The sequence below is a fragment of the Algoriphagus taiwanensis genome, assembly GCF_036245645.1.
GTDB lineage: Bacteria > Bacteroidota > Bacteroidia > Cytophagales > Cyclobacteriaceae > Algoriphagus > Algoriphagus taiwanensis.
Genome location: NZ_BTPE01000003.1, coordinates 240115 through 266483, shown reverse-complemented (window position 1 = coordinate 266483; position 26369 = coordinate 240115). Strand labels below are relative to the sequence as shown.

The following is a 26369-nucleotide window of genomic DNA, read 5'->3' as shown; positions in this document are numbered from 1 at the left end:
ATGAATGCCGAACAGACCCTTTGGGCCCGAAGATTCAAATGGATCAGTATTTTGGAAGGAATTTCCTTTTTGCTGCTTCTTTTCATTGCTATGCCTTTGAAATACATCTATGATATTCCGGAAGCGGTGACCTATGTAGGTTGGGCACACGGGCTTTTGTTTATCCTTTACATTTACGTAGTATTCCCCACTGCTCAGAAACTGAAATGGGAATTTGGAAGAACCTTTTTTGCACTTTTCGCTTCTATCCTACCCTTTGGGCCATTTATTTTCGACAGAAACCTGAAGAAAAGTCAACATGTGAATCTGTAAGCCATGGCCTTGATCAGTAAAAAGAAAGTCATCTATCCCATCAGTGCAGGACTGAGACGATATCTGATCAAATACGGACGGGAAGTCGACATTCCCATCCACTACCATGAGCTGCTTCGCTATTCCAACTCCATCGCACTTTACGATTCCAAGGATCAGGATACCTTTTGGGAAACGGTCTTTTATGATCAAAGCGACCGGGAAGAAATCCATCTGAACGTCAAGAAAATCTATGCTTTGCTCAAAGCCGGAGGGGATATGAGCGTGATGGAGCATTTGTACATTGACCGGATTGACCTTTGTATTTACGGAAATACCCAGCCATTTCGCGTAAGGATTGTCAATCGGATCAACGATAATTTTGACTACTTCTATATCAAAAACGCTGATGCATCCCGGGTTTATGGCTTGGAGTTGGAGGATTTACTTTCTCCAAACCGAATCAGCTATCTCGTTCATCAAAACACCTTGATTGAGGAGCATATCGCGGGGATTCCCGGGGATAAATTCATGAGACAGCACATGGATGACCCCAATATGAATCCCATTCGATTGGCCAAAGAGTTTGTCAAGTTCAACGAACGCTGTTTTGTTCGCCTGCTTGGAGACATGCATTCTTCCAATTTTGTGGTGGATGTCACCCCGGATTTTGAGGAGACGCATTATCGGATTCGTGCGATAGATTTTGATCAGCAATCCTATGAGGGCAAAAAGTCGATTTACCTTCCCCAATACTTCAAGGAAAACAATGCCTTGATCAATCTCGGAATGCAGTTTATCACCCCCGAGTCCATGCGGCAATATCAAAAGGAAGAAAGAGCACTGATCGCTACCCGACTCAAATCATCCCATAAAGAAATTGAGGATATCCTTCACACGATGGAAAAAGACAAAATTTCTCTTCCAGAGAATGTAGATTCGCTCAAGAAGGATTTGGCAAAACATTATAAGAATGATAAATTTTTAACCTGTCAAAACATGGGGGGAATTCTGAGGAAAAGTTTGGAACAGGTCCTTTAAACCCAGATAACAAGAAAAAGATGGCTTTATCGATCAAGGATTATCCAAATTTTCAGTGGTTTGACTTTGTCAATCCCAAAAAAACTGAGCTTCGTCAATGTTTCGAAGACCACGGAGGAAATTCCCACTTGATGGATGATATATTGGAAGTTGGGCACTTGCCGAAGATTGAGAAAATCCAGTCCTCAACATTTTTACTTTTCCGGGCCCTTTCTCATAAAATTTCCGGAGAAAGATCTACCATTTCTCAGCTGACCAATAAAATCGGGTTCTTCTACAATGAGTCTGTTTTAATCACCGCGCACCAAAAGGAATTTCCTTTTTTGAACGAGATTCAGGAACAGGGAAATATCAAATCTCCAGAAGAATTGATGCTCAAAATTCTCGAGGCTATGCTGGAAACTTACATCGAACCTGCTCAATGGCTATCGGATAAAATGGACAGCTTCGAGGCGGAAATTTTTCTCAAAGACCATAAGAAAATGTCCATCGAGAGCTTGTATTACGACAAAGCCAAAGCCAGAGCTTGCAAAAAACTGATCCTCCTGACCCAATCGGTAATGAATCAAATCCAGGTAGAGCCTAGTCACATGACCAAGCTCCAGGATTTGAAAGAAACGGCCTCCAGTTTGTTTTTTCAGTTTGATGAGGCATTGGAAGACGCCCAAGCTCTGCTTAACACCTACATGTCACTGACCTCACAAAAGACCAATGAGGTAATGAAGCTTCTTACCATTTTTTCAGCCTTTTTCCTTCCATTGACTTTCATCGTAGGAGTGTACGGAATGAACTTCGAGCTCATGCCTGAATTGAAGTGGAGCTACGGGTATTTCGTCGTTTGGGGCCTGATGGCCTTCATGTCACTTCTGATTTACTTTTGGTTCAAAAGGAAAAAATTTATTTAACCAATCGACGCAAATAGGTGCCGTAGCCGCTTTTCCCCAATTTCTCTGCTGCCTTGAGCAATTCCTCTTTTCCAATGAAATTGTTTCTAAAGGCAATTTCCTCAATACAGCCGATTTTAAGTCCCTGTCTTTCTTCTATGACTTCCACGAATTGGGCAGCTTGAAGTAAAGACTGATGAGTACCGGTATCCAGCCAAGCAGTACCCCGATTGAGTATAGCGACTTGAAGTTTACCCATTTTAAGATATTCATTGTTGATATCGGTAATTTCCAATTCACCTCTTGGGCTAGGCTTGATGTTTTTGGCAATTTCCACCACCTGATTATCATAAAAATAAAGTCCGGGCACTGCAAAATTTGACTTTGGGTTAACCGGCTTCTCTTCAATAGAAATGGCCTTTTGATCTTCATCAAACTCTACCACGCCGTAGCGCTCAGGGTCATTCACGTGGTAGGCAAAAACTACGCCCCCATCCGGATCGGTATTTTCCTGCAGAGTCTTTTGTAATCCTGAACCATAAAAGATATTATCCCCAAGAACCAGGGCTACCTTATCCTTTCCGATGAATTCCTCTCCGATGATAAAGGCTTGCGCCAATCCATCAGGACTAGGCTGAACGGCATATTCAAATCGACATCCTACTTGGGAGCCATCCCCCAGTAATTTTTGAAAAGAAGCCGAATCATCTGGAGTAGTAATAATCAAAACCTCCCTAATTCCTGCCATCATCAAAACTGATAGCGGGTAATAAATCATCGGCTTGTCGTAAACAGGCATTAATTGCTTACTGACAGAGATAGTCAAGGGATAAAGTCGCGTCCCGGAGCCACCGGCTAAAATGATACCTTTCATAAAGAGCTGATAAAATGAATCTCCAAAGCTAAGCGATATCTGCTATTTTTGGATTAGTTTTCAAACAATAGTCCTTCTTCCGTACCGCTGATGACGACAAAAAACTCATTTTTCGCTCTAATCCTATTTGCCGTATTGGGTTCTTCTTGCCAAAAACAAAGCGAGGTTAGCTTCCAAAGTGCTAATCTCGAACCTTATCGCCCGGTTTATCATTTTGCGCCTGAATCAGGCTGGATGAATGATCCCAATGGAATGGTGTACATGGATGGGGCTTATCACCTCTTTTTTCAGTACTATCCGGATACCACAGTTTGGGGCCCCATGCATTGGGGACATGCCGTAACCGGTAATTTGACTGAATGGGAAGAGCTTCCTATTGCCCTATATCCAGATAGTTTGGGCTATATTTTCTCAGGAAGTGCGGTTTTCGATGCAGAAAACAGTTCTCAATTGGGTACAGATTCCAATCCTCCTCTCGTGGCCATTTTCACCTATCATGATATGGATGGGGAAAAAGCCGGGAAGACTGACTACCAAAGCCAAGCCATTGCTTTTTCCCTGGATAAGGGAAAAAGCTGGGAAAAGTATCATGGAAACCCAGTCCTCCCCAATCAGGGCATCAAGGACTTCAGAGATCCAAAGGTATTTCAAGGGGTGAATGCTGATGGAAAAAAGGAATGGATCATGACTTTGGCCGTGATGGACCGAATACAATTTTATGGATCTGAAAATCTGATTAACTGGACTTTAAAAAGCGAATTTGGACAGGGAGTTGGGGCCCATGGAGGGGTTTGGGAATGTCCGGATTTACTACCCTTCACCTTGGCTGATGGGACTCAAAAGTGGGTATTGCTAGTCAGCATCAATCCCGGAGGTCCTCAGAAAGGTTCTGCTACCCAATATTTCATTGGCCAGTTCGAAAATGGTGTCTTCACTCCTGATGACACGATGATCCGATGGCTGGACTACGGTCCGGACAACTACGCTGGGGTCACTTGGTCCAACCTCCCAAAAGAACAAAATAGAACACTTTTCATCGGTTGGATGAGCAACTGGCTATACGGACAGGTATTGCCAACAGATCCATGGAAATCTTCAATGACCATTCCCAGAGCGCTTTCTCTTTTTGAGGTCAATGGAACCCTCTTGCTGAAATCCTCCCCTGCAGTGGAATTGACCGATTTAAGGAAAGCCAGCTATGAGATTTATAGGGAGGAAAGCGGGCTTCCATCTGAAGCTTTTGAGATTGAGGCAGGAGTAGAAAACTCCGAAAGTTTCAACCTTTTTCTGAGCAATGAAAATGGCGACAGCCTCAGAATATTCAAAGAAGGAAATCTTCTGACCCTTGATCGTTCCAAATCTGGAAATACAGAATTTCACGAGGATTTTGCTTCGGTATTTTCAGCTCAAATGAGCTGGGAAGCCACTTCCCTGCGAGTATTTGTAGATGCGCATTCGGTAGAGGTTTTTGTCAACGAGGGGGAATTAGCCCTGACAGCACTTGTTTTTCCCAGCGCTCCCTGGAAAAAAATCAGCGGGATTAAAGGGCTGGAAAAGGTCATGATTTATGATTTGAAAAAATAATTTTCAGGTCCATTGTTTATTTGATTTTTATTATTGAACCTTCGCGGAGTTTTTGCTGAATCCATGACAAAAAGGCTAGCGACAATATTTCTTTCCCTCAGTTGGGTACTGGGATTTTGTAGCTTTTTTTTCCTTTCGACCCCCGATTATTCTCAAGTAAAAACTGAGCGGGAAGTTCAAATTCAATCTATGGATTTGATGAGATTTTCCTCAACGGTACCTCATCAGATTTCCGTAGAAATTCCCTCCTTCAAAATTGACTGGAACAGCTTTGGCAAATTCAATGCAGAAGACCTGTTCAGAATGCTGCCTCATCTGCAGGCTAGTTTTCAAGTTCTCGAAGAGTTGTATCGCCCGCAGGCTCTCTTCGATGTCAAAATCACCTTCCTTCACTTCTTTTTCACCTGGTAGAGATTTCTGAATTCCGCTAAGAATCAATTCAGAAATTAAAATCTACACAACTCATGATCGACATGGATCCTGGGACACTCATTGTGTCCTCTTTATTCATGGCTGCATTTATTGCACCATTTGTCTACCACAATATCAAATCCAAAAAGGTGGTGACCCAACAAAATCAATCTTTTGACACGCTTGCCAAGCTGTCTGGAGCTAACCCGGAAGTAAGGGAGCGATGGAGAAATACCTATCAAATCGGTCTGGATCGAGACCATAAGAAACTGATTTATCAGCGCTATGGAGAAAAGTATCTTGACCTCACCGTAGACCTGAAAACGATAGGTAAAGTAAGCGTGGAAGAAAAATCTCATTCCTTGGTAGTAGAAAAAGAAAAACGAGTAATTCTGGACTATTTGGCCTTGCAGCTATATCCCATGGATAAAGAACAAGCCCCAATTTCTCTTGAATTCTACGATGGGGAGCAGTTTACCGACTTGCTCGGAGAGCGCTTGCTGGCTAATCAGTGGAAAGGCTATTTGGACCAAGTTATCACCCACTAAATTCTAGGGGAGGGCTTTCCCTCCCCTGCTTTTCCTATGACTAAAACCAACGAATCCTGGGGGTCTAGAACCGGGCTTATCTTAGCCATGGCAGGGAATGCCGTAGGACTAGGCAACTTCCTCCGTTTTCCCGTACAAGCCATTGAAAATGGCGGAGGAACTTTCATAATCCCCTATTTGGTCTGTTTCCTTTTGATGGGCTTGCCCCTTCTCTTTATCGAATGGTCCTTGGGGCGATTTGGCGGCAAAAGCGGTAACCACAGCACCCCGTACATATTGGAATCCATGGGCTCAAAGCCCATTTGGAAATACATCGGTGTATTTGGGATATTCACGAATATCGCAGTGGTAGCCTACTACACCTATATCGAGTCCTGGACTTTAATCTACGTAGTTCATACGCTTACCGGCACTTTCTCGGGTTGGAGCAAAGAGGAAATCAGCACTTTTTTCACCCTTTATGTCAATCTGGAAGGAGCTGATTTCGGTATTCCATACTTCCCGCTTTTGGTTTACCTATTCGTCTTGGGAATTAATGTGTATATCCTTTCGACAGGTCTGGGAGGAATAGAAAAAGTGGCAAAAATCGGCATGCCGTTATTGATTCTCTTCGGAGTTATTTTGGCTGTGAAAGGATGGACAATGGGAAGCAGTTATGCTTCTGCTGAGTTTCCGGACGCCAATGCCTGGGATGGGATCAATTTCCTTTGGACTCCCCAATTCACCTCTTTGGCGGACCCTAAAGTCTGGTTGGCAGCTGCGGGACAGATTTTCTTCACCCTCTCGGTAGGTATGGGCTCTATTCAGTGCTATGCCTCCTACCTAAAAGCCAACGAAGATATTGCCTTGAACTCCATGACAGCCGGTTTCACCAATGAGTTTGTGGAAGTGCTTTTGGGAAGTGCTATTGTCATTCCGATAGCTGCTGGATTTTTGGGATTGGATTGGGTCTTGGAAAATGCCGGTTTTGGAATGGCCTTTCAGACTATGCCTTATCTCTTTCAGCAATGGGGCGGTGTGTTTTCAGTTATCGCCGGGGTATCTTGGTTTGGACTCCTGTTCTTTGCCGGGATTACTTCCTCATTGGCCATGGGTACTCCATGGATGGGATTTATGAAAGATGAATTTGGCTGGAGTCGGAATAAGGGTGCCTTTTCCTTTGGAATTTTAGCTTTGATCATGGGTATTCCCACGGTATTGTTCTATTCCTACGGCTATTTTGACGAATACGATTATTGGGCAGGAACGGTAAGCTTGGTGATTTTTGCCTTGCTGGAAACTATCCTATTCTCCTGGATATTTGGAATAGATCGGGGATGGGCTGAACTCAACAGAGGCGCAGACATCCGGTTGCCTTTATTTTTCAAATGGGTGATGAAATACGTGACTCCGGTTCTGTTGCTTTTGGTCTTTGCAGGAGCACTTTTCACACCGGAAGGCAACGACTGGGTCGGGGCGATTCAAGGTCTGACAGAAGGGCGGTCTTGGAAACTGGATTCGGATTCTCTTTTGGCCAAATTATCCTTTGAAGACATTTATCTGGAAATGGAGAAAGAACCGGAAAGAAAGGCCTTTTTCGACTTGAAAATCAAGTTTTCTGGCTGGGCCAGGACTCAACTTGCTTTGCTTTTCCTCTTCATCGCCGGAGTAGTCTGGTATGCATTCATCCACAGAAAATCCAAGACATCATGAATACTTCCGCCCTAATCCTCGTCATTCTCACGCAAGGAACAATTCTGGGAATCACCGCCTATTGTTTCTACCGCGTGCTGAAAAAGCCTGATCAAACCTCTTGATCACAACCTATCCCTGTTTGACAACTCAGACAGGGATTTTCTTTTCTAAAAATCAGGCAGAAATGAATCCTTTTTGGTAAACTTAAGAGAGCAACTCGAATGTTCTTTCTTTTGTCGGAGGATTTTGTCAAACATAAAACACAGGTCATTTTGAGAAAAAATCTAGTGGATCAATACTATTTAATATCATGGGAGAAATAAAAAAAGAATACAGCAACGGAGAGGTGACCATTACTTGGGAGCCCAAAAAATGCATTCACTCCGCCAATTGCGTGAATGGATTGCCTTCAGTTTTTAATGCGGAAAAGAAGCCTTGGATAGATCCTTTGGGTGCAGAAACCAATCAAATTGTGGCCCAAATCCAAAAATGTCCCAGTGGGGCTTTGGGTTATTATTTTGAAAATAAAGAGGATAAAAAAGAGGAAGGCACCCATTCGGAACAGATTGTGGAAGTCGTATCCAATGGGCCCTTGATGGTCTATGGAAATCTTCAGGTAAAATTACCAGACGGGGAGATCAAAAAGCAGTATAAAGTCTCAGCTTTCTGCCGCTGTGGAAGCAGCGCAAACAAACCCTTTTGTGATGGTACACATAAGAAAATAGGATTCCAAGGCTGAATTTATGCGAAAAATCCTGATTCTATTTGCCCACCCCAAGTACGAACAGTCGGATGTCAATCAAGCCTTGATTCGGGAAATCAGAGGCTTGGAAAATGTTACTATCCGGGATCTGTATGAGCTTTATCCTGACTTCTCGATCGACGTACAGCAAGAGCAAGAGCTTCTCTTTGAACATGAAGTGGCAGTGTGGCACCATCCCATCTACTGGTATTCATGCCCACCCCTGCTCAAACAATGGATAGACTTGGTTTTGGAGTATGGCTGGGCTTATGGTCAAGGGGGGATTTACCTGAAAAACAAATACATCTTCAATGCCATCACTTCCGGCGGCTCAGAGGAAGTGTATCAGCACAATGGACGCAACCGGTATACTATGGAGGAATTTCTCCGTCCTTTTGAGCAGACTGCCTATCTCTGCAATATGCGGTACCTCCCTCCTTTTCATGTAGGTGGAACGCACAAAATCACGGAAGACGAGCTTAACAAACAAAAGCTGGCTTATAAGGACTTAATCCTGACACTAAGAGATAGTCCAGAAATCACTTTTCCCTACATCCAAAAGCCCTGACCCACTATGGACGGATTTCTTTTTAATTCAATCATCTACATCCTGGCGGCGATCGTCTGTGTTCCCATTGCCAGAAAACTGGGAGTGGGTTCCGTTTTGGGTTATTTGATCGCAGGAATACTCATTGGTCCCTATGTTTTTGGATTTATTCAGGATGGAAAAGAAGGGCAGGACATTATGCATACGACCGAATTTGGCGTAGTGATGATGCTGTTTTTGATAGGCTTGGAGCTGGAGCCCAAAAACCTTTGGAAAATGAAAGACCTCATCCTTCGGGTAGGCTTGACTCAGGTTTTGATTACTATACTTTTGATTTTTGGTCTTGCCATGCTGGTTTTGGAGGATTGGCGAATTAATCTAACCTTAAGTATGGCCATGGCTCTTTCATCCACAGCCATAGTCCTTCAGTCACTCAAGGAAAAAAACCAACTGGACAGTCCATCAGGGAAAATGTCCTTTGGTGTCTTGTTGATGCAGGATATTGCCGTCATTCCTATTTTGGCGGTATTGCCTCTTTTGGCAGTGGCGGCTCCCATTTCTTCCGGAGATAGCCATGGCAGCCTACTAGAGCATCAACCCGGATGGGTTCAAACACTTTCGATTTTCGGGGCTATTGGCCTTGTCATCCTTTTGGGACGATTTGGATTTGGCCCACTTCTTAATTGGGTTTCTAAAACCAAGCTTAGAGAGTTGTTTACCGCTTCTGCACTTTTGATCGTGGTAGGCATTGCTTTCCTGATGGGTTTGGTGGGGCTTAGCCCTGCCTTGGGAACTTTCCTCGCCGGGGTTATTTTGGCCAATTCTCCATACAAACATGCTTTGGAATCCGACCTCGATCCTTTTAAAGGACTGCTCTTGGGCTTGTTTTTCATGGCAGTCGGAGCTACCATAAATTTTGATCTCATCCTAGCCAATCCGGGAATCATTATTTCTGTGACCTTAGGAGTGATGTTGGTTAAAGCCATCATTCTTTTTGGTATTGGAAAAGCCAAAAAACTGGGATTTGCCGAAAATCTAAGCTATGCCTTTGGGCTAGCCCAGGTCAGTGAATTCTCCTTTGTCATCTATGCTTTTGCCCTGCAACTGGGGATTTTTGATGGAGAAGTTTCAGATACTTTAATGGCTATCACGGCATTGAGTATGACGTTCACGCCGATTTTGGGTTTGGTTTTGGACAAGACAATCCTGGCAAAAGCTCAAAATAAACCCAAAGGCCAAGAGAGAGAAGCAGATACTATTGAAGAGAAAAATTCAGTGATTTTGGTTGGGTTTTCTCACTTTGGATCCACTCTAGGCCGATTTCTTCGGGCAAATGGTGTCGAAGCCACGGTATTGGATTACAATCCCGATCAGGTGGATTTGCTTCGAAGGATGGGATTCAAGGTCTTTTATGGAGATGCTACCCGTGTGGACCTGCTTCACTCCGCCGGCGCTGAACAGGCTAAAATTCTCATTTCCGCAGTCAATTCTGAGGAGACCAACAAAAAGCTTATTGAAGTTTGCCATGAACATTTCCCTCACTTGGAGATCATGCTCAGAGCAAAAAACCGGATGGATGCTTACGAATACATGGAAATGAATGCCAAAAACATCTATCGGGAGCACCTAGACAGTTCCATTCGTATTGGTGAGGATGCACTCAAGAAACTGGGATTTCGGGCTTATACCGTACATCGCCTAGCCGATCAATTTAAAAAATACGATGAGGATGCCCTGAAAGTATTGGTTCAGTATAAAAACAATCGGGAAGAGTATATCAGCAAAGTAAAAAAGCAAATTGAACTGCAGGAAACTTTACTTTCAGGAGAATTGGCCAAAAAATTCTCACTCAATGACCACGCTTGGGATAGCGATCCTATGAAAGAGCAGAAGTAAATACACGATATTCAGGATTCTTGCTTTCAATTGAAATTTGACTTTTCTGCCTAGAATACTGATCCATGGACTAGACCCGATCCCTTCATTTTAGAAGGAAATATTGATTCCTGAAAAAAAATTTTTGAAATAAATTTGGAATTAAACAGTGTTCAATTACTTTTGATTGTTCAATTTAACTACTATGGGAATTTCAGACAGAAAAGAGCGGGAAAAAGAGGAACTGAGAGAAAAAATCCTCGGTGCTGCCAAAGTTCTCTTTTTGGAGAAAGGATTTGAAAAAACATCCATTCGGAATATCGCAGATAAGATTGAGTATAGCCCGGGTATCCTTTACCATTATTTTCGGGACAAAAACGAAATTTTCCATGCTCTTCATCAGGATGGGTTTCAGCAGCTACTGAGCATGATGCAGGTCTTGAATTCGGTAAGAAACCCAATGGAGCGAATTAAGGCAATGGGAAGTATATATATAACCTTTGCCTTACAAAACCCTGATATGTATGATCTTATGTTTATCAAAGAAGCTCCGATCAATCATATTCACGATAGCGAGCACGACAATTGGAAAGAAGGTGGAGGGACATTCAACTATCTAAGAGATACCATTCAGGCCTGCATGAGTGAGGGCCATTTTGAAGGGCATCAGTTAGAGCCTCTTTCTTTCCTGATTTGGTCTATAGTCCATGGAATGGTTTCCCTGCATATTCGAGGGCGCTGCGAAGTGATCAAAGAAGAAGACAAAGAAGGAATCGTTAACAAGGGTTTGGAGGAATTCTACCGAATCTTGGATAAGCTCTGATTTTTTTTGACCTATCATTAAACATCGTTTAATAATAAAACAATGAATAAAAAATTTCAACTTTCATTCCTGATCGCTCTGCTGACCCTTTCAGCAAATCCGTTAAAAGCACAAGGAATTCTGGATCAGTATATCGAGATTGGACTTGAAAACAATTTGGTTCTCAAGGAAAAAAGCATCGAACTGGATAGAAGCCTTTTGGCACTCAAAGATGCCAAGAGTTATTTCCTGCCTGCAGTGGGTTTTGAGGCAAGCTATACTTTGGCTGCGGGAGGTAGAACCATCGATATTCCCATCGGTGACCTCTTGAATCCGGTTTATTCTACCTTGAATCAACTGACAGGGGGTAATAATTTCCCCCAATTGGAAAATGTATCGGAGCAGTTTCTTCCTGACAACTTCTACGATGCGAGAGTCAGGGCTACTATGCCCATCATCAATACCGATCTTTCCTACCAAAAGAAAATCAGGCAAAATCAGGTCTTGCTTTCCGAATATGAGGTTCAGGTCTATAAAGCCACTTTGGTTCAGGACATCAAGATTGCCTATTACAATTTTTGCGTAGCACATACTGCCATAGAAGTCATCCAAACCTCAGAAGCCCTTGTTCAACAAAATCTGAGAGATACCCGGATTCTTTATGAAAATGGAAAAGGACTTCCCTCTGCCGTATTGAGAGCCGAAAGCGAAGTGGAAAACATTCGGGCATTGCTGATTGATGCAGAAAACAAAAAGCAGAACGCCGCCAATTATGTCAATTTCCTTCTCAATAGGCCCATTCAAGAAGAAGTCATTTTTGAACTTCAGGAGCCTTTGGAAGCAGAAATAGCTCTTTGGCTGGAAGAAGAGGACCTCTCCTTCCGTCCGGAAGTGTTGCAGATTCAGACGGCAGAGCGAATCCAGGAAACCGCACTTCAGGCAAGCAAAAACTATTGGGTTCCCAAAGTAAATGCCTTTGGAGATTTAGGCTCCCAGGCTTTTGATTGGGCTTTTGACGAAAAGTCAAGATATGCTCTCCTCGGACTAAATTTTAGCATCCCCATCTATCAGGGTAGCCGAAACCAAAATCAAATCAAACGAAGTGAATTGGGGCTAAAAACCATCCAATATCAAAAAGAACTGGTCAACAATCAACTTAACCTCCAGCTACAGCTCACCAAAAATGAAATCAATACCAACCTCTCTGCCTTGCGCTCTGCAGAGAAAAAACTGGAATCCTCAGCCGCCTATTTCCGATTGGTAGAGCGAGGCTTCCGTGAAGGAGCCAACTCCCTGATTGAATTCATTGATGGGCGAAGTCAGTTTACCCAAGCCTCTCTCCAAAAAACCATTGCATCCTATAACGTCCTCAAATCCCTAGCGGCTTTGGAAAGACAACTATCCACCGAAACGTATTGACTATGAAACCTTCCACATTTCCTATCCTAGCCAAATTTGCACCTATCGGGCTTCTTCTTCTGATGGCCTGTGGCCAATCTACCCCAGAAAAGCAGCTTCCCTCACGATCAGAGGCTATCCCTGTAAAAACAGTTTCTCTCCAAAGTGGGTCCTTCACCAACACCATTCAGGCAAGCGGAACTTTTTCGACCAAAGATGAGACCTTACTTTCCTTTAAAACAGGCGGAATTATCTCAGGAATCTTTGTGCAGGAAGGCGACCCAATCCGCAAAGGTCAGCTATTAGCCACACTGGACTTGACCGAGGTGGATGCAGGTGTCACCCAAGCCAAGCTGGCCTATGAAAAAGCAAAAAGAGACTCAGAAAGAGCCTCGAGACTCTATCAGGACAGTGTGGCTACGTTGGAGCAGTTTCAAAACAGTCAAACCGCACTCCAGATTGCTGAGCAGCAACTTAGAGCCGCAGAATTCAATAAAAGCTATTCTGAAATTCGGGCAAATCGAAGCGGATTTGTACTCCGGAAGTTTGTCAATTCCGGACAGCAAGTGGGGCCTGGAGCACCGGTTTTTCAAATCAATGGAGCCAATCAAACATCTTGGACCTTGCAGGCCACAGTCAATGAACAAAATTGGGCAAGCATCGCCATCGGTGATTCCGCACAAATGATTTTGGAAAATCGGGAGGAAAAAATCCCAGCTAAGGTGATCCGAAAATCTCAGGCAACAGACATGGCTACCGGTGCCTATTGGGTAGAAATTCAGTCCGAAAAGGAAATAGACTTCGCTTTGGCTTCAGGGATGTTTGGAAAGGCAGAAATTATTCCAAGCAAGAAAACGGAAGGATGGCTTATCCCCTACGAAGCCCTTCTGGATGCTGAAGGAGATGTGGGCTATGTATTTGTCACCCAGGACGGAAAGACCGCCAAAAAGATCAAGGTCCAGCTTGGAAAACTGGAAACAAGTCAGATTCAGGTGAAATCAGGCCTTGAAAATCAAAAGGAGCTGATTGTATCCGGAAGTGCCTATTTGTCTGAGGGTTCAACCATTTTAATTCAGAACTGAAATGAAAATCTCTGAATTCGCAGTTAAGAACTACCAGTTTACCCTAGTCATCTTCCTGATGACCATTGCGGTGGGCTTGACTACCTTTCTCAATATGCCCCGCAGTGAAGATCCGGTGATTGAATCTCCTCAATTTCCCGTGATTGTCATCTATCCCGGTACCAGCCCGGAAGATATGGAAGAGCTGGTGGTAGATCCTGTTGAAAAGGCTGTATATGCTCTGGAAAACATCAAGAAGATCAAAACCGAGATCAAAGACGGAGTGGCGATTCTATTCGTGGAATACAACTACGAGGAAGATGTGGACCAAAAATATCAGGAACTTGTCCGTGAAATCAATGCGCTTAGACCGGATTTGCCTCAGGATATTTATTCCATCGAAGTAAGAAAAGTAAGGCCGTCTGACGTAAATATTCTCCAGATCGCACTGATTAGTGAGACTGCCAGTAAAGATCAGTTGAAAAAATATGGAGAGCGCCTGCAGGATGAGCTGGAGAAAATCACCGAGCTCAAAAAGATAACGATCTACGGCCTACCAGAACCAACTGTCACAGTCAAACTCAGGATTGACCAACTAGCCGAAATGAATATTCCGCTCAATGCAATTTTGGGAAGTCTTCAGAGTGAATTGGGCAACTTACCCGGAGGTCAGTTGGATGCAGGAAGTAAGACCTTCAATGTAAAGACCAGTGGAAACTACCGTACTGCCAAAGAAATAGCAGAGACTGTAATCTACTCGTATCAGGGTCAAAAAGTAAAACTGGCCGATGTGGCGGATGTGTCTGAAGATTGGGAAGAAAGCAAACACATCACGCGAATCAACGGCTATCGGTCCATTTTTGTCACCGCAGCCCTGAAGGAAGGAAATAATATCTCCACAATTCAGGAAAAATACCTAACTGTTTTGGATCAATTTGAGCAGGAGCTACCTGAAAACATTGATTTCTACTTGGCCTTTGATCAGGCAAACTATGTCAATCGCAGATTGGGTGGTTTGGGAGTAGACTTTCTTATTGCGATCGGGTTGGTATTTCTTACGCTTTTACCCCTTGGCAACCGGGCTTCGGTGATTGTCATGATCTCCATTCCTTTATCTCTTGCCATCGGTTTGGTCCTACTCAATGCACTTGGGTTTGGGCTGAATCAGCTGAGTATTGTGGGCTTGGTGGTTGCTTTAGGTTTGTTGGTTGATGACAGTATTGTGGTGGTGGAAAATATCGAGCGCTGGATAATCGAAGGGTTTTCCAAGAAAGAAGCTGCCTTGAAGGCCACTAAGCAAATTTCGCTTTCCGTGGTGGGTTGCACCGTGACACTCATTATTGCCTTCCTGCCTTTGGTCTTCTTGCCAGAAGCCTCGGGAGATTTTGTACGAAGTCTTCCCATTGCTGTGATTTTGAGTGTCTTTGCGTCGATGATCGTTTCCCTGACAATCATTCCATTTCTTTCCACTTGGCTGTTGAAAGACAAAGGGCCTGAGCACTCCAACAAGGTTTATGAGCTCTTCAAGCGTGGAATTCATGCGAGCTATGCGCCTCTTTTGGAAAAAGCATTGAACAGTCCAAAGCGCACATTGATTTTGGCCGGAGTGATTTTCTTTTCTTCGATGGCTTTATTTCCCATCATTGGATTCAGCCTCTTCCCTCCTTCCGAAAAGCCTCAGTTTCTCGTCAATATCACTACACCGCTTCAGTCCAACTTGACTACCACGGATGAAGTGACTCAGGCTGTGGAAGAGGAATTAATGGAAATCCCATCCATTCTCAACTTTGCTTCGAACGTCGGCAAGGGAAATCCAAGAATCTACTACAACGAAATACCTGAAAATGAGCGGACGGATTATGCCCAGATTTTTGTTCAGCTTTACCCTGAAACCTCTCCTCCGGACAAGCTTAAGCTGATCGAGGATTTGAAAGCGAAATTTGCGGACTTTCCGGGTGCGAAAGTGGAAATCAAAAACTTCGAACAAGGCCCTCCAGTAACTGCACCTGTTGAGGTAAGGCTCACCGGTGAAAACTTGGATACCCTTCGAGCTTTGGCAGGGAAAGTTGAATCCCTTCTCAAACAAACTCAGGGGACCATTTACATCAATAATCCTGTGGCCAATCTTAAGACAGATATTCGAGTAGCCATTGACAAGGAGAAAGCAAGGCAATTGGGCGTTTCTATCGGAGATATAGACCGAACGGTCAGGTTGGCCATTTCAGGATTGGATTTGGGATCATTTACAGATTCCGAGGGGATTGAGCGAAACCTCAAAGTAACCAGTCCAAGGCCAGAAAGAGCCAATTTGGAGACTTTTGAAGGGATGTATGTAAACAATGCCCAAGGAGCGGCTGTTCCCTTATTTCAGTTTGCTGATTTAAAATTGGAAAGCAGCACACTTACAATCGATCATTACAATAAAAAGCGTGCAGTCTCTGTCTCAGCCTTCGTAGATCAAAATTTCCTGGCCGATCGGGTGATCTCAGAGGTGATCGCACAAATGGATCAAATGGATTTTCCGGATGGATACAGCTACACCATGGGAGGAGAATACGAAACCAGACAAGAATCCTTTGCCGGTTTCAATACCATTATCATCGTGACTGTGTTCCTCTTTATTGCAGTTTTGATCCTCCTGTTCAAAACCTTCAAAAGCACCATCATTGTGCTTTCAGTGATTCCTTTGGGAATGGTTGGAGCTTTGATAGCACTTTGGATTACCGGGAACTCTTTGTCTTTCGTAGCGATTATAGGCCTTATTGCGTTAGCGGGTATTGAGGTAAAGACTTCGATTCTGTTGGTGGATTTCACGAATCAATTGAGGAAAGAAGGTATACCTCTGGACCTGGCTATCCGAGAGGCCGGAGAAATCAGGTTTTTGCCCATAGTATTGACTACCATTACCGCTATCGGGGGCTTGATTCCAATTGCATTGAGTACCAATCCGCTGATTTCTCCCTTGGCCATCGTGCTGATTGGGGGATTAATCAGCTCGACACTTCTCTCGAGGATTGTCACCCCTGTGATGTATAAATTATTACCGCCTACTATTTGAAACTATGAACCAACAATTCTCAAAACTTAAAAAAGCTGTGGAAGTCTTCCACTCCTATGGCATCACCCTAGCGGGTGAGCGAAAAAACGATCACTTTATCCAAAAGCTCAACATGGACCCCGTGTTTGTCAATGGCTTGATTTTCGAATTGGAATACAACCTTCAGTTGTTTTTCCAGGACGAATGGCTCGGGAAAGCCTGCACACCCAAAGAAGTGATCAAGCTTTTGATGAATATCCCTCAAGACAATTGATCCTTCGGGTCAGTTGTCTTGAACTATCCTTTCTTTTACCTTAAAAAGTCCTAAAATGAACAGAAGGAAGTTTTTGGGAAGTCTAGGAGTAGCTATCCCTGCTGTTGTACTTGTTCAGTATTTGGACCTAAAACCCGAACCCACCTTGAGCTATATTTCCAATCCCAAACTTCCTTATGACAAACTTCCCTCCGGATGGAAAGGCACCCCATTGCGAAGTGACGGGACGTTTCAGAACCTCTTTCACCCTTTCGAAGCAAGTCTGAAAGAAGTCCTCAAGTGGAAGCTAAAAGGAAACCCTCAGGCTGAAGAAAAAAAGAAGGATAAGCGAAGGCTGGAATTTCAGAAGATCGATAATTTCCAGCCTAACGGTAAAGACCAAATCATTTGGCTGGGCCATGCCAGCTATTTGATCCACATCGGAGGAGTGACTTTGTTGACCGATCCTGTTTGGCTGGAAAACTGGGTCTTGAAAAGGTATTCTGAACTTCCCATAGACCCGGAGACTTTGGAAGGAGTCAATTACATTCTCATTTCCCACGATCATAGAGACCATTGCGATGAGGCTACTTTGAAGCTTTTGGGAAAAACCCTTCCTCAGGCACAGATTCTTACCGGATTGAGAATGAGCGATCTGTTACAGCCTTGGATGCCAAAAAACAAAATCCAGGAAGCAGGCTGGTTTCAATCCTATGATTTGAAGGAAAGTCTGAGGATTACTTTTGTCCCGTCAAGGCACTGGTCCAGAAGAGGGCTATTGGACACCAATCAGCGACTTTGGGGTGGATACTTTATCGAAAGTGGGGAAAAGAGTTTCTATTTCATGAGTGACTCCGGGTATGGTCCTCATTTCCAAATGATCGGCGATACCCTTGGAGCACCTGACTATGCGATGATGGGTGTAGGTGCTTTTAAGCCGGAGTGGTTCATGCATCCGGTTCATACCAGTCCTATGGATGCAGTGAAAGCATTTCAAGAAATGGGGGGTAAAAATTTCATTCCCATGCACTTTGGTACCTTTGACCTTTCCGATGAACTTCTATTAGAACCCCTGGATTGGCTGACAGCAAATCAGGATGCAGTCGGAGGAAATCTGATTTATCCCGTTTTGGGGAAAAATTTGATCTAATATTTAGATTCACCTTGCTGATTATTTAGGAATCCCGGATCAATTCACCCAAGGGATATTTAGCCATAATTTATTTTGACTTCCATTCAATAAAGATATGACTCCCATAGTTTAATGAAGGAGGATCCAATTTTTTGAAAAATTCCATTTTCTAAATTTTCGATTTTGATTTTTCCTCCATTTTGGAGAAATCGCAAAGTAGTGACCCCAACCGATCTCGATTCCGTTCGCCTCAATTTCTCTAAAGGAGACCTACTTCTGCTCAATCTTGCTTTGGCACTTATCATGTATGGAGTGGCCCTTGACTTGAAATGGAGTGATTTTAAATACTTGGCAAAAAATCCAAAAGGGTTTTTTCTTGGTCTTTTCTCCCAGTTTCTTTTGCTCCCTTTCCTCACTTACCTATTGGTTTTAGGTATTCAGCCTCCTCCGAGTGTGGCTTTGGGAATGTTTCTGGTGGCTGCCTGTCCTGGTGGAAATGTTTCTAATTTCCTTTCCAGTCTGGCTAAAGGAAATACAGCTTTATCAGTTAGTCTTACCGCTTTTTCATCCAGCAGTTCTATATTTCTTACTCCCCTGAATTTCGCCCTTTGGGCTGGACTTTACTCACCTACCGCGTCCATGCTGAAAGAGATTTCACTGGATATTGGAGAGGTTTTTATGACAGTAGGCTTGATCTTGGGCGTTCCCTTGATTTTGGGAATACTTACCCGTCAAAAGTTTCCATCATTTGCGGATAAGGCCTCAAAAATACTCCGTCCTTTAAGCATTCTGATTTTTGCCGCCTTTGTGGTTATTGCTTTTGCAGGCAATTTTAATCTGTTTATTCAATACATTCAGCTGATATTCATTTGGGTTCTGGCCCATAATCTGGTTGCATTGCTAGCCGGTTTTACCACAGGTAAACTCGGCAAACTCCCTCTTCCCGATATCAAAACGCTCACTATTGAGACAGGAATTCAAAATTCCGGTTTGGGACTGGTTTTGATTTTCACGTATTTTGACGGTCTGGGCGGGATGGCAATCATCACTGCCTGGTGGGGTATTTGGCATTTGATTTCCGGTTTGGGAGTCGCCACATTTTGGAAAAATAAATGATAAAAAACCTTTTCAATGGAGTATTGAGAGTCTTGGTGAAAATTGCCCTGCACGGCTATTTTCATAAGATTCACATCCTTGGAAAGGAAAATATCCCAAAAGGGAAACCGGTAATTCTAGTAGCCAATCATCAAAATGCGTTGATCGATCCCTTGCTTTTGGCTACACATACCCGGCTTCGCCCCTACTTTTTGACCCGGGCATCTGTATTCAAAAATCCAATCGCAGCCAAACTCCTGGACTTTATCCGAATGCTTCCTGTGTATCGGGTTCGCGATGGTTTTTCTACCATTCAGCAAAATCAAAACACCTTTGAAAAGACTTTTGAGGTACTGAAAAACAAAGGTACTGTTATCATTTTTGCCGAGGGCGGGCACAGTCTAGTCAGAAATGTCAGGCCTTTGAGTAAAGGATTTACCCGGATGGCTTTTGGCCTGATTGAAAAATATCCTGAGGTCCAGCCGGTCATTCTTCCTGTAGCAATTGACTACAGTGCACATAAGCGATCCGGAAGTCAGGTTAGAATCACTTTTGGAGTACCTGTTCCCGTGGATATGCCTCCCGCCCAGTCTGGCAAACTGACCAAACGAGTGGAAAAAGAGCTGAAGGAACTGGCCGTAAATATCCCCGATGAGGGTTATGAAGCCAACCTTCAAAGCATGCTTGACCACCAAGTGGATGTGAGCTCTAAGTCTGAAGTGGATTATTTTCTAGCCCATGGCAAGGCCAAGAATCCTATACCCGAAATCTCCGGTCTCAGGAATAAGGTGATGAAACTGTTCCATTTGCCACTTTTTGGCCTTTGGCTGCTCAAAAAGCCGGGAGTAAAAGATGAGGTATTTACGGCTACTTGGAAGTTTTTGATCGGATTCTGTTTTGCAATTCCCTATTACTTTTTCCTGCTTTGGCTGACTATGGAAACCTCGGTCGGCACTTGGGGTTTGGCCTTGCTCCTTATGGCTTGGATAGCACTTTGGAGAAATAAAAATCCTGAAGAATAGCCTAGCCTTGCCAAATAATATTTGGTGAAGTTTCTTAACTTTGGGTTGAATTTAGACCCAAATTAACTCACCATGAACGAAGACTTCCTACCAATAAACGGTACCGACTATGTAGAGCTATATGTTGGCAACGCCAAGCAGAGTGCTTTCTACTATCAATATGCTTTCGGATTTGAATTGATCGCCTATTCCGGTCCCGAAACCGGAGTTAAAGATCGAGCCTCCTATGTCCTCAAGCAGGACAAAATCCGATTGGTCCTCACTTCCCCTCTTTCCTCAGAGCACCCCATTAATGCCCACATTCAAAAGCATGGAGATGGAGTGAAAGTATTGGCACTTTGGGTCGATGATGCAGAGAAGTCCTGGAAAGAGACCACTTCCCGCGGAGCCTTATCAGCAGCTGAACCCAAAATTTTCAAAGACGAACATGGAGAAGTGAAAATGGCCTCCATTCACACCTATGGAGATACTGTTCACACCTTCGTGGAAAGAAAAAACTACAAGGGAATCTTTTTGCCGGGCTTCAAACCTAGAAAAAGCACTTATCAGGCGACCTCAATCGGTCTGAAATACATCGACCACTGTGTGGGAAATGTGGCTTTGGGTGAAATGAACAAATGGGTGGAGTTTTATGAAAATGTCATGGGCTTCAAGCTCTTGATCACCTTCGATGACAAGGATATTTCCACTGAATATTCAGCCCTGATGTCCAAAGTAGTTTCCAATGGAAACGGCTACATCAAATTCCCGATCAATGAGCCAGCTGAAGGAAAGAAAAAGTCTCAAATCGAGGAGTACCTTGATTTTTACGGAGGTCCGGGAGTTCAGCACATGGCCATTGCTACTGATGATATTATTCACACCGTAAGCGAATTGCGCAGACGAGGTGTAGAATTTCTGGAAGTGCCTGGAACTTATTACGACGATCTATTGGATCGGGTAGGAAAAATCGATGAGGACCTTCAGCCATTGAAGGATTTGAATATTTTGGTAGACCGGGATGAAGAAGGCTATTTGCTTCAGATTTTCACCAAACCGGTACAGGACCGACCTACCCTATTCTTCGAAATCATTCAGAGAAAAGGCGCAACTTCCTTTGGTAAGGGTAATTTCAAGGCCCTGTTTGAGGCGATCGAAAGAGAGCAAGAACTAAGGGGAAATTTGTAAGATAAGAGTTAGATGATAGACTTTAGACTTAAGATGTAAGATATTAGACATGAGATTCGAAAGACTTTTTCTTTCTTCTCATGTCTATCATCTTGAGTTTAAAATCTTACCTCTATTTATACAGCTTCTCATGCATTTTTTTCAGCTCTTCAACCGCGATTTTAATGATTTGGCGATCGTAAGTCATCAGTCCATTGGTTTCGATTTCCACATCGGTAGTCTGAGTGTATACCGCCGCAGCCAAACCTCTCGGAATATATTCTGACAAATCCTCAATCAAGCCGGAATATCTGGCTTTCAATTCATCTGCAGAGGAAAAACTCTGATAGCCCCAGTTGTCCTTTTGCTGCCAGGTATGCCCCTCAAGAGGCAGTCCAAGTCCGCCAAATTCACCCAACACCATAATGGATTCAGCACCGAATATTTTCGGATCGGGCATCACTGGGTCAGGATAGTTGTGCAAGTCAAGGATATCGCCTGCCACAGTAGCTCCATTCATTTCAAAATTTCCGCCGGAAGCAGAATTAATCAATCTGCTTGGGTCGAGTTCACGGGTCATTTGGGTAATTTCAGTGGTTTTGAATTGGCCCCAAGCTTCATTGAACGGTACCCACACTACAATGGAAGGGAAAAACTTAAACTCATTAATAATCTCTTTCCATTCGGTTTTGAAAATGGCTTCGGATTCTGGAGTTCTCATTTTCTCCACTCCTTCCCGAATGACTCCCGGACGAACTTCCCAGCGATTTCCCATGTCTCCGCTTGGCATATCCTGCCAAACGAGCATTCCCAGTCGGTCCGCATGGTAATACCATCGAGCAGGTTCCACTTTGACGTGCTTTCTGATCATGTTGAAGCCCATTTCCTTGGTTTTTTCAATATCAAAAAGCAAGGCCTCATCAGTGGGAGCGGTGTATAATCCGTCTGGCCACCAACCCTGATCCAAGGGACCATAGTGAAATAAAGGCTCTCCATTCAAAAACATCCGTTGAAACCCATCAGCAGTCTTTGCCATGCGGATATCCCGATAGGCAGCGTAAGATTTAACTTCTTCAATCAGCTTTTTCCCTTCATATAATTTTACAGACACCTCATAGAGAAAAGGAGAATCAGGGGACCAAGCTTTGGGTGACTTCAGCTTTACAGGAATCGGAGAACCCGCTTTCCCTTTTAAAGAACCTATCACCGAAGTCCCTTCCTTTACTAACACTTCCACTTCTAGATCTGATTTAGAGGTATTTACCTCAGGGTAAAATACCTGAATTCCATTTTCCCAGTCCGTATTGGAATAGACTCCGGAAATGTAGCTTTCGGGAACTGTTTCGAGCCAAACGGTCTGCCAAATCCCTGTCACTGGTGTGTACCAGATTCCCCTGGGTTCTTTGACCTGCTTGCCTCTAGGCTGAGGACCAGAGTCACTGGGATCCCAAACTCGCACCCGGATCACTTGGGTTTTTCCCTGGTTTAAATGGGGGGTGATATCAAAGGAAAAAGAATCATATCCTCCTTGATGCTTTCCTACTCCTTTACCATTTACCCAAACTTCTGTTTCCCAATCGGAAGCTCCAAAATGCAGGAGAACCCTTTTGTTTTTGGTAGGGAGAGATAAGTCAAATGACTTTTCATACCAAAGTTCATTTTCTGGTCCAACTTCTTTTTGAACTCCGGACAAATAGGATTCGACGGGGAAAGGAACGGTTATTTTACCTGCAAAACCAGTCTCCGGAAGACTTCCTTTGGGTAAAATAGCATAGTCCCAAGGACCATTGAGATTTTGCCATTCCAGCCGAACCAGCTGTGGCCTTGGATACTCCTGTAGTGGTGTCTCAGGATTTACAGAATCAGTCCAGGGTGTCTTCAGTCGGGCTGATTGGGAGAAGGCGAAAAAGGAACAGAAAAGAAAAAAGCTCAAGAATAAGACTCGCATAAAGGTTAGGTTAGGGTTGATGATGAATTGAAATAGGGATAATAGGACAAGGATGTTTAAATCCAAAAATTAGATTCAAAGGCAATCAGAAAGGATAAAGAGCAAATCCTCTGATGGCTCTGCTAATTTTTAGCCTCAAAAATATACTTCCAAAAAAGAGGATTTCCATCCTTTTGATAGATTAACCAGAAGGAAACCTACATCAATGGTTCCAGCTAAAAGATTCAAATCAGGTACTATTTCGAAATAAACTCACCCAGAATCAAGAAAGCAAATAATTTAAAAATCACTGAAATTCAAACCATAAGGACATCCCTTTTGAAGTATTGATTTTATCAGGTGATACCTCCTGAGAGTTAAATGAATCCGGGGTATCGGATGATTTGGATATTCTGGCCAATTCTGCATCCTCTTGCCGCAATACAAACCGAATATCAGAATTTTGATTGACTTCGTCTTTGGATTTCCATTGTAGCCCTACACCTCTATCGGCAGACTTTACTTTGACTCCTACCTGATCGAAAGTCAGATCCACAAAATCAATTGAGTTGAAAAACTGCGGTGGGTATTGATTTGGAGATTCTGGATCCCATTCTCCCCAAGCACCAGAGTGCTCTTTCCATGTCACCTTTTTCAATTGCATTTCTGGATAATCAAAATCAAGCCCCAATGGTAGTTCGGAAGAACTCGCCGTTAGAACATCGCCCGAAGCTTCCATTTTAAGTTTTCCATCAGGATAAATAGACCAAGTCAAACCGGTTGGCCAAGAATCAAAAGAGGATATAATCTGAACAGTACCATTTTTGAGTCTTTTCCAGCCAATCTGCCTTAGCTTGATGGTTGGATTGCTTTCTTGGATCAATTGGGAAAATGGCAGCAAATCCATTCCAACTTTCACCATGTCGAGTGTCCCGCTTTTTTTCCCAAAGACAAAAAGCTTATCCCCAATAGAAACCTGCAGGTCAATTGTTGATTCTCTGATTTTTATACTCTCAGAGGTAGCTACTTTCAAATCCTTCTCCTTGAGATTTAAGGTAAATGATTCAGGTAGAAGGAGAAAGAATGAAATTAAAAGGGTGATGGGTAATAGGAGGTGATTTTTCATAAGGGATTTTGGACAAAACCCGATCCAAAATAAAGAATCTCTTTTGGGTATTGAAAATCAGGGAGAAAAATATTCTGATCAAAAGACATTTATTGGGAATAGTGGCAAAATTTGACATTTTACATAACTTAGAAACGTACTGAAATTTTTAAACCCATGAGTTCAATAGATCCTGCTATCGAGAGCAAAGTTCAAAAGTGGTTGGATGGCAACATAGACGCCGAAACCAAAGAAGCTATTAAAAAACTGAAGGTCGAAAATCCTACAGAATTGGTCGACTCCTTCTATCAAGACCTAGAATTTGGTACTGGAGGACTAAGAGGGCTGATGGGTATAGGCACCAACCGGATGAATGTCTATACCGTGGGCATGGCTACCCAAGGCTTAGCCAATTACCTGCTCAAATGTTTTCCTAACGAGGAAATCAAAGTGGCAATCACCCATGACAGCCGAATAAACAATACCCTATTTGCAAGGACTACCGCTGATGTGTTGACTGCAAACGGAATCACTGTTCTGTATTTCCGTGAGATGCGCCCTACTCCCATGCTTTCTTTTGCAGTACGTCATTTTGGTTGTAAGTCAGGCGTCATGATTACCGCGTCCCATAATCCAAAGGAATACAATGGATACAAAGCTTATTGGGATGATGGAGCTCAAGTAGTCGCTCCCCATGACACGAATATCATCAATGAGGTCAAGAAAATCACATCTTTTGACCAAGTCATTTGGAACAAGAATGACGAACTGCTGCACTACATAGAAGAAGGTTTTGATCAAATCTACTTGGATAAGGTAAAGGAACTTAGCCTTTCACCTAATGCAATCCAAGCAAACAAATCCATGCCGATTGTCTTCTCTCCTATCCATGGAGCTTCTGGCAAAATGGTTCCAGACGCACTAAGAGCTTTTGGATTTGACAATATCCATGTGGTGCAAGAGCAAATCAAACCTGACGGAACATTTCCTACCGTCATCTACCCCAATCCCGAAGAAGCAGAGGCACTGACGCTCTCTGTTGAATTGGGCAAAAGAGTGAATGCGGACTTGGTTTTAGCTTGTGACCCTGATGGAGACCGATATGCAGCGGTAGTCCCAAATGAGTTTGGCGAATATGAACTGCTCAATGGGAATCAAACAGGAACCCTACTTACCTATTACTTGCTTTCCCGATGGAAAGAAGCGGGAAAGCTAGACGGCAGACAATTTATGGTCAATACCATTGTGACCACAGAACTTATCAATCGCCTTGCCGAAGGATTTGGAGTGAAATGCTTCAATGTTCTCACCGGCTTCAAAAATATCGCGGCAATTATCCGTGAATTGGAAGGAAAAGAAACCTTCATCGGTGGCGGAGAAGAATCTTACGGCTATTTGGTTGGAGATTTTGTTCGGGATAAAGACGGAGTCAGTGCATGTGCCATGGTAGCTGAGTCCATTGCCTACTACAAAACCCAAGGCAAGAATGTATTCCAAGTACTTGCAGAGGTTTACCATCAGTTTGGATTCTACAAAGAGTCTCTCATTTCTGTGACCAAAAAAGGAAAAGATGGCGCTGAGCAGATTCAAAAGTTGATGGCTGACTTCCGTACCAATCCCCCTGCTGCCATGAATGGCAGTCCTGTGGAGCGTATAGTAGATGTTAAGAATTCCACAGTCACAGATGTAAAATCAGGAAAAGTGGAGCAACTCGACCTAGACAAATCCAATGTGATGCAGTTTTATCTGGAAGATGGAAGTAAGATTTCTGCCAGACCATCGGGGACTGAACCAAAAATCAAATATTATTTCTCAGTAAATACTCCATTATCCAATGAAGGTGATTACCGAAAAGTGGAGAAAGAGCTAACCGAAAAGTTGGAAGGCTTAAGGGCCTATTTCAGTTAATTTGAATTCCTC

Annotated in this window: 23 protein-coding genes; 20 read left to right on the top strand and 3 right to left on the bottom strand. The window is 43.4% G+C overall.

Going from position 1 to position 26369, the window contains the following annotated elements:
* From AAA938_RS05460 to AAA938_RS05450, 3 genes are read left to right on the top strand one after another with little or no spacing between them, the layout of a single operon-like run.
* Positions 1 to 312, top strand: coding sequence for a DUF3817 domain-containing protein (locus AAA938_RS05460; RefSeq protein ID WP_338227630.1), 312 nt, complete (start codon positions 1 to 3; stop codon positions 310 to 312).
* Positions 313 to 315: 3 nt separating this feature from the next.
* The gene (locus AAA938_RS05455) at positions 316 to 1332 is read left to right on the top strand and encodes a hypothetical protein (RefSeq protein WP_338218744.1); all 1017 of its coding nucleotides are present in this window, start codon (positions 316 to 318) and stop codon (positions 1330 to 1332) included.
* A gap of 20 nt (positions 1333 to 1352) precedes the next feature.
* Positions 1353 to 2237, top strand: coding sequence for a CorA family divalent cation transporter (locus AAA938_RS05450; RefSeq protein WP_338227629.1), 885 nt, complete (start codon positions 1353 to 1355; stop codon positions 2235 to 2237).
* On the opposite strand, the gene rfbA is transcribed toward AAA938_RS05450, so the two are convergent.
* Complete coding sequence (gene rfbA / locus AAA938_RS05445) at positions 2230 to 3090, bottom strand: glucose-1-phosphate thymidylyltransferase RfbA (protein ID WP_338227628.1); 861 nt, start codon at positions 3088 to 3090, stop codon at positions 2230 to 2232. The genes AAA938_RS05450 and rfbA overlap by 8 nt on opposite strands.
* 90 nt (positions 3091 to 3180) lie before the next feature.
* Here rfbA and AAA938_RS05440 point away from each other — a divergent pair, with 90 nt between their 5' ends.
* From AAA938_RS05440 to hppD, 16 genes are all read left to right on the top strand, one after another.
* Positions 3181 to 4674: a glycoside hydrolase family 32 protein gene (locus AAA938_RS05440; RefSeq protein ID WP_338227627.1), complete on the top strand. Its 1494-nt coding sequence runs from the start codon at positions 3181 to 3183 to the stop codon at positions 4672 to 4674.
* A 198-nt stretch (positions 4675 to 4872) separates the two neighbouring features.
* Positions 4873 to 5085 carry a hypothetical protein gene (locus tag AAA938_RS05435; protein WP_338227626.1) on the top strand — a complete coding sequence of 71 codons (213 nt, stop codon included), beginning with the start codon at positions 4873 to 4875 and terminating at the stop codon, positions 5083 to 5085.
* Positions 5086 to 5138: 53 nt separating this feature from the next.
* Positions 5139 to 5633 (top strand): hypothetical protein, encoded by a 495-nt coding sequence (locus AAA938_RS05430; protein WP_338227625.1) that lies wholly within the window; start codon positions 5139 to 5141, stop codon positions 5631 to 5633.
* Positions 5634 to 5669: 36 nt separating this feature from the next.
* Positions 5670 to 7325, top strand: a complete 1656-nt coding sequence (locus AAA938_RS05425; protein WP_338227624.1) for a sodium-dependent transporter — start codon at positions 5670 to 5672, stop codon at positions 7323 to 7325.
* A 292-nt stretch (positions 7326 to 7617) separates the two neighbouring features.
* Positions 7618 to 8046 (top strand): (4Fe-4S)-binding protein, encoded by a 429-nt coding sequence (locus tag AAA938_RS05420; RefSeq protein ID WP_338227623.1) that lies wholly within the window; start codon positions 7618 to 7620, stop codon positions 8044 to 8046.
* A gap of 4 nt (positions 8047 to 8050) precedes the next feature.
* Entirely contained in the window at positions 8051 to 8617 is a 567-nt protein-coding gene (kefF, locus tag AAA938_RS05415) for a glutathione-regulated potassium-efflux system oxidoreductase KefF (protein WP_338227622.1), read from the top strand.
* Positions 8618 to 8623: 6 nt separating this feature from the next.
* Entirely contained in the window at positions 8624 to 10492 is a 1869-nt protein-coding gene (locus tag AAA938_RS05410; protein ID WP_338227621.1) for a monovalent cation:proton antiporter-2 (CPA2) family protein, read from the top strand.
* Positions 10493 to 10676: 184 nt separating this feature from the next.
* The gene (locus tag AAA938_RS05405) at positions 10677 to 11294 is read left to right on the top strand and encodes a TetR/AcrR family transcriptional regulator (protein WP_338227620.1); all 618 of its coding nucleotides are present in this window, start codon (positions 10677 to 10679) and stop codon (positions 11292 to 11294) included.
* Positions 11295 to 11336: 42 nt separating this feature from the next.
* Positions 11337 to 12692, top strand: coding sequence for a TolC family protein (locus AAA938_RS05400; RefSeq protein ID WP_338227619.1), 1356 nt, complete (start codon positions 11337 to 11339; stop codon positions 12690 to 12692).
* 2 nt (positions 12693 to 12694) lie between these two features.
* Positions 12695 to 13753 carry an efflux RND transporter periplasmic adaptor subunit gene (locus AAA938_RS05395; protein WP_338227618.1) on the top strand — a complete coding sequence of 353 codons (1059 nt, stop codon included), beginning with the start codon at positions 12695 to 12697 and terminating at the stop codon, positions 13751 to 13753.
* Between the two features lies 1 nt (position 13754).
* Positions 13755 to 16790: an efflux RND transporter permease subunit gene (locus AAA938_RS05390; RefSeq protein WP_338227617.1), complete on the top strand. Its 3036-nt coding sequence runs from the start codon at positions 13755 to 13757 to the stop codon at positions 16788 to 16790.
* Positions 16791 to 16794: 4 nt separating this feature from the next.
* Complete coding sequence (locus AAA938_RS05385) at positions 16795 to 17043, top strand: acyl carrier protein (RefSeq protein ID WP_338227616.1); 249 nt, start codon at positions 16795 to 16797, stop codon at positions 17041 to 17043.
* A 55-nt stretch (positions 17044 to 17098) separates the two neighbouring features.
* Positions 17099 to 18172 carry an MBL fold metallo-hydrolase gene (locus AAA938_RS05380; RefSeq protein ID WP_338227615.1) on the top strand — a complete coding sequence of 358 codons (1074 nt, stop codon included), beginning with the start codon at positions 17099 to 17101 and terminating at the stop codon, positions 18170 to 18172.
* A 201-nt stretch (positions 18173 to 18373) separates the two neighbouring features.
* Positions 18374 to 19270, top strand: coding sequence for a bile acid:sodium symporter family protein (locus AAA938_RS05375; protein WP_338227614.1), 897 nt, complete (start codon positions 18374 to 18376; stop codon positions 19268 to 19270).
* A complete protein-coding gene (locus tag AAA938_RS05370; RefSeq protein ID WP_338227613.1) occupies positions 19267 to 20271 on the top strand; it encodes a 1-acyl-sn-glycerol-3-phosphate acyltransferase in 1005 nt (334 codons plus the stop codon). The genes AAA938_RS05375 and AAA938_RS05370 overlap by 4 nt, the downstream gene beginning before the upstream one ends.
* Positions 20272 to 20343: 72 nt before the next feature.
* Positions 20344 to 21438 carry a 4-hydroxyphenylpyruvate dioxygenase gene (gene hppD, locus AAA938_RS05365; RefSeq protein ID WP_338227612.1) on the top strand — a complete coding sequence of 365 codons (1095 nt, stop codon included), beginning with the start codon at positions 20344 to 20346 and terminating at the stop codon, positions 21436 to 21438.
* Positions 21439 to 21550: 112 nt separating this feature from the next.
* On the opposite strand, the gene AAA938_RS05360 is transcribed toward hppD, so the two are convergent.
* Both AAA938_RS05360 and AAA938_RS05355 read right to left on the bottom strand, forming a co-directional pair.
* Positions 21551 to 23365, bottom strand: coding sequence for a glycoside hydrolase family 2 protein (locus tag AAA938_RS05360; RefSeq protein ID WP_338227611.1), 1815 nt, complete (start codon positions 23363 to 23365; stop codon positions 21551 to 21553).
* A gap of 286 nt (positions 23366 to 23651) precedes the next feature.
* Positions 23652 to 24470 (bottom strand): hypothetical protein, encoded by an 819-nt coding sequence (locus tag AAA938_RS05355; RefSeq protein WP_338227610.1) that lies wholly within the window; start codon positions 24468 to 24470, stop codon positions 23652 to 23654.
* 156 nt (positions 24471 to 24626) lie between these two features.
* On the opposite strand from AAA938_RS05355, the gene AAA938_RS05350 reads away from it, so the two are divergent.
* A complete protein-coding gene (locus AAA938_RS05350) occupies positions 24627 to 26357 on the top strand; it encodes a phospho-sugar mutase (protein ID WP_338227609.1) in 1731 nt (576 codons plus the stop codon).
* The last annotated feature ends 12 nt before the right edge of the window (positions 26358 to 26369 follow it).

Bases quoted from the DNA above. Each gene is read 5' to 3' on its own strand.
- kefF (WP_338227622.1), top strand. From the start codon at position 8,051: ATGCGAAAAATCCTGATTCTATTTGCCCACCCCAAGTACGAACAGTCG.
- AAA938_RS05425 (WP_338227624.1), top strand. From the start codon at position 5,670: ATGACTAAAACCAACGAATCCTGGGGGTCTAGAACCGGGCTTATCTTA.
- AAA938_RS05355 (WP_338227610.1), bottom strand. From the start codon at position 24,470: ATGAAAAATCACCTCCTATTACCCATCACCCTTTTAATTTCATTCTTT.
- AAA938_RS05380 (WP_338227615.1), top strand. From the start codon at position 17,099: ATGAACAGAAGGAAGTTTTTGGGAAGTCTAGGAGTAGCTATCCCTGCT.
- AAA938_RS05455 (WP_338218744.1), top strand. From the start codon at position 316: ATGGCCTTGATCAGTAAAAAGAAAGTCATCTATCCCATCAGTGCAGGA.
- AAA938_RS05460 (WP_338227630.1), top strand. From the start codon at position 1: ATGAATGCCGAACAGACCCTTTGGGCCCGAAGATTCAAATGGATCAGT.
- AAA938_RS05350 (WP_338227609.1), top strand. From the start codon at position 24,627: ATGAGTTCAATAGATCCTGCTATCGAGAGCAAAGTTCAAAAGTGGTTG.
- AAA938_RS05440 (WP_338227627.1), top strand. From the start codon at position 3,181: ATGACGACAAAAAACTCATTTTTCGCTCTAATCCTATTTGCCGTATTG.
- rfbA (WP_338227628.1), bottom strand. From the start codon at position 3,090: ATGAAAGGTATCATTTTAGCCGGTGGCTCCGGGACGCGACTTTATCCC.
- AAA938_RS05405 (WP_338227620.1), top strand. From the start codon at position 10,677: ATGGGAATTTCAGACAGAAAAGAGCGGGAAAAAGAGGAACTGAGAGAA.
- AAA938_RS05395 (WP_338227618.1), top strand. From the start codon at position 12,695: ATGAAACCTTCCACATTTCCTATCCTAGCCAAATTTGCACCTATCGGG.
- AAA938_RS05410 (WP_338227621.1), top strand. From the start codon at position 8,624: ATGGACGGATTTCTTTTTAATTCAATCATCTACATCCTGGCGGCGATC.
- AAA938_RS05360 (WP_338227611.1), bottom strand. From the start codon at position 23,365: ATGCGAGTCTTATTCTTGAGCTTTTTTCTTTTCTGTTCCTTTTTCGCC.
- AAA938_RS05370 (WP_338227613.1), top strand. From the start codon at position 19,267: ATGATAAAAAACCTTTTCAATGGAGTATTGAGAGTCTTGGTGAAAATT.
- AAA938_RS05435 (WP_338227626.1), top strand. From the start codon at position 4,873: ATGAGATTTTCCTCAACGGTACCTCATCAGATTTCCGTAGAAATTCCC.
- AAA938_RS05450 (WP_338227629.1), top strand. From the start codon at position 1,353: ATGGCTTTATCGATCAAGGATTATCCAAATTTTCAGTGGTTTGACTTT.
- AAA938_RS05420 (WP_338227623.1), top strand. From the start codon at position 7,618: ATGGGAGAAATAAAAAAAGAATACAGCAACGGAGAGGTGACCATTACT.
- AAA938_RS05430 (WP_338227625.1), top strand. From the start codon at position 5,139: ATGATCGACATGGATCCTGGGACACTCATTGTGTCCTCTTTATTCATG.
- hppD (WP_338227612.1), top strand. From the start codon at position 20,344: ATGAACGAAGACTTCCTACCAATAAACGGTACCGACTATGTAGAGCTA.
- AAA938_RS05385 (WP_338227616.1), top strand. From the start codon at position 16,795: ATGAACCAACAATTCTCAAAACTTAAAAAAGCTGTGGAAGTCTTCCAC.
- AAA938_RS05390 (WP_338227617.1), top strand. From the start codon at position 13,755: ATGAAAATCTCTGAATTCGCAGTTAAGAACTACCAGTTTACCCTAGTC.
- AAA938_RS05400 (WP_338227619.1), top strand. From the start codon at position 11,337: ATGAATAAAAAATTTCAACTTTCATTCCTGATCGCTCTGCTGACCCTT.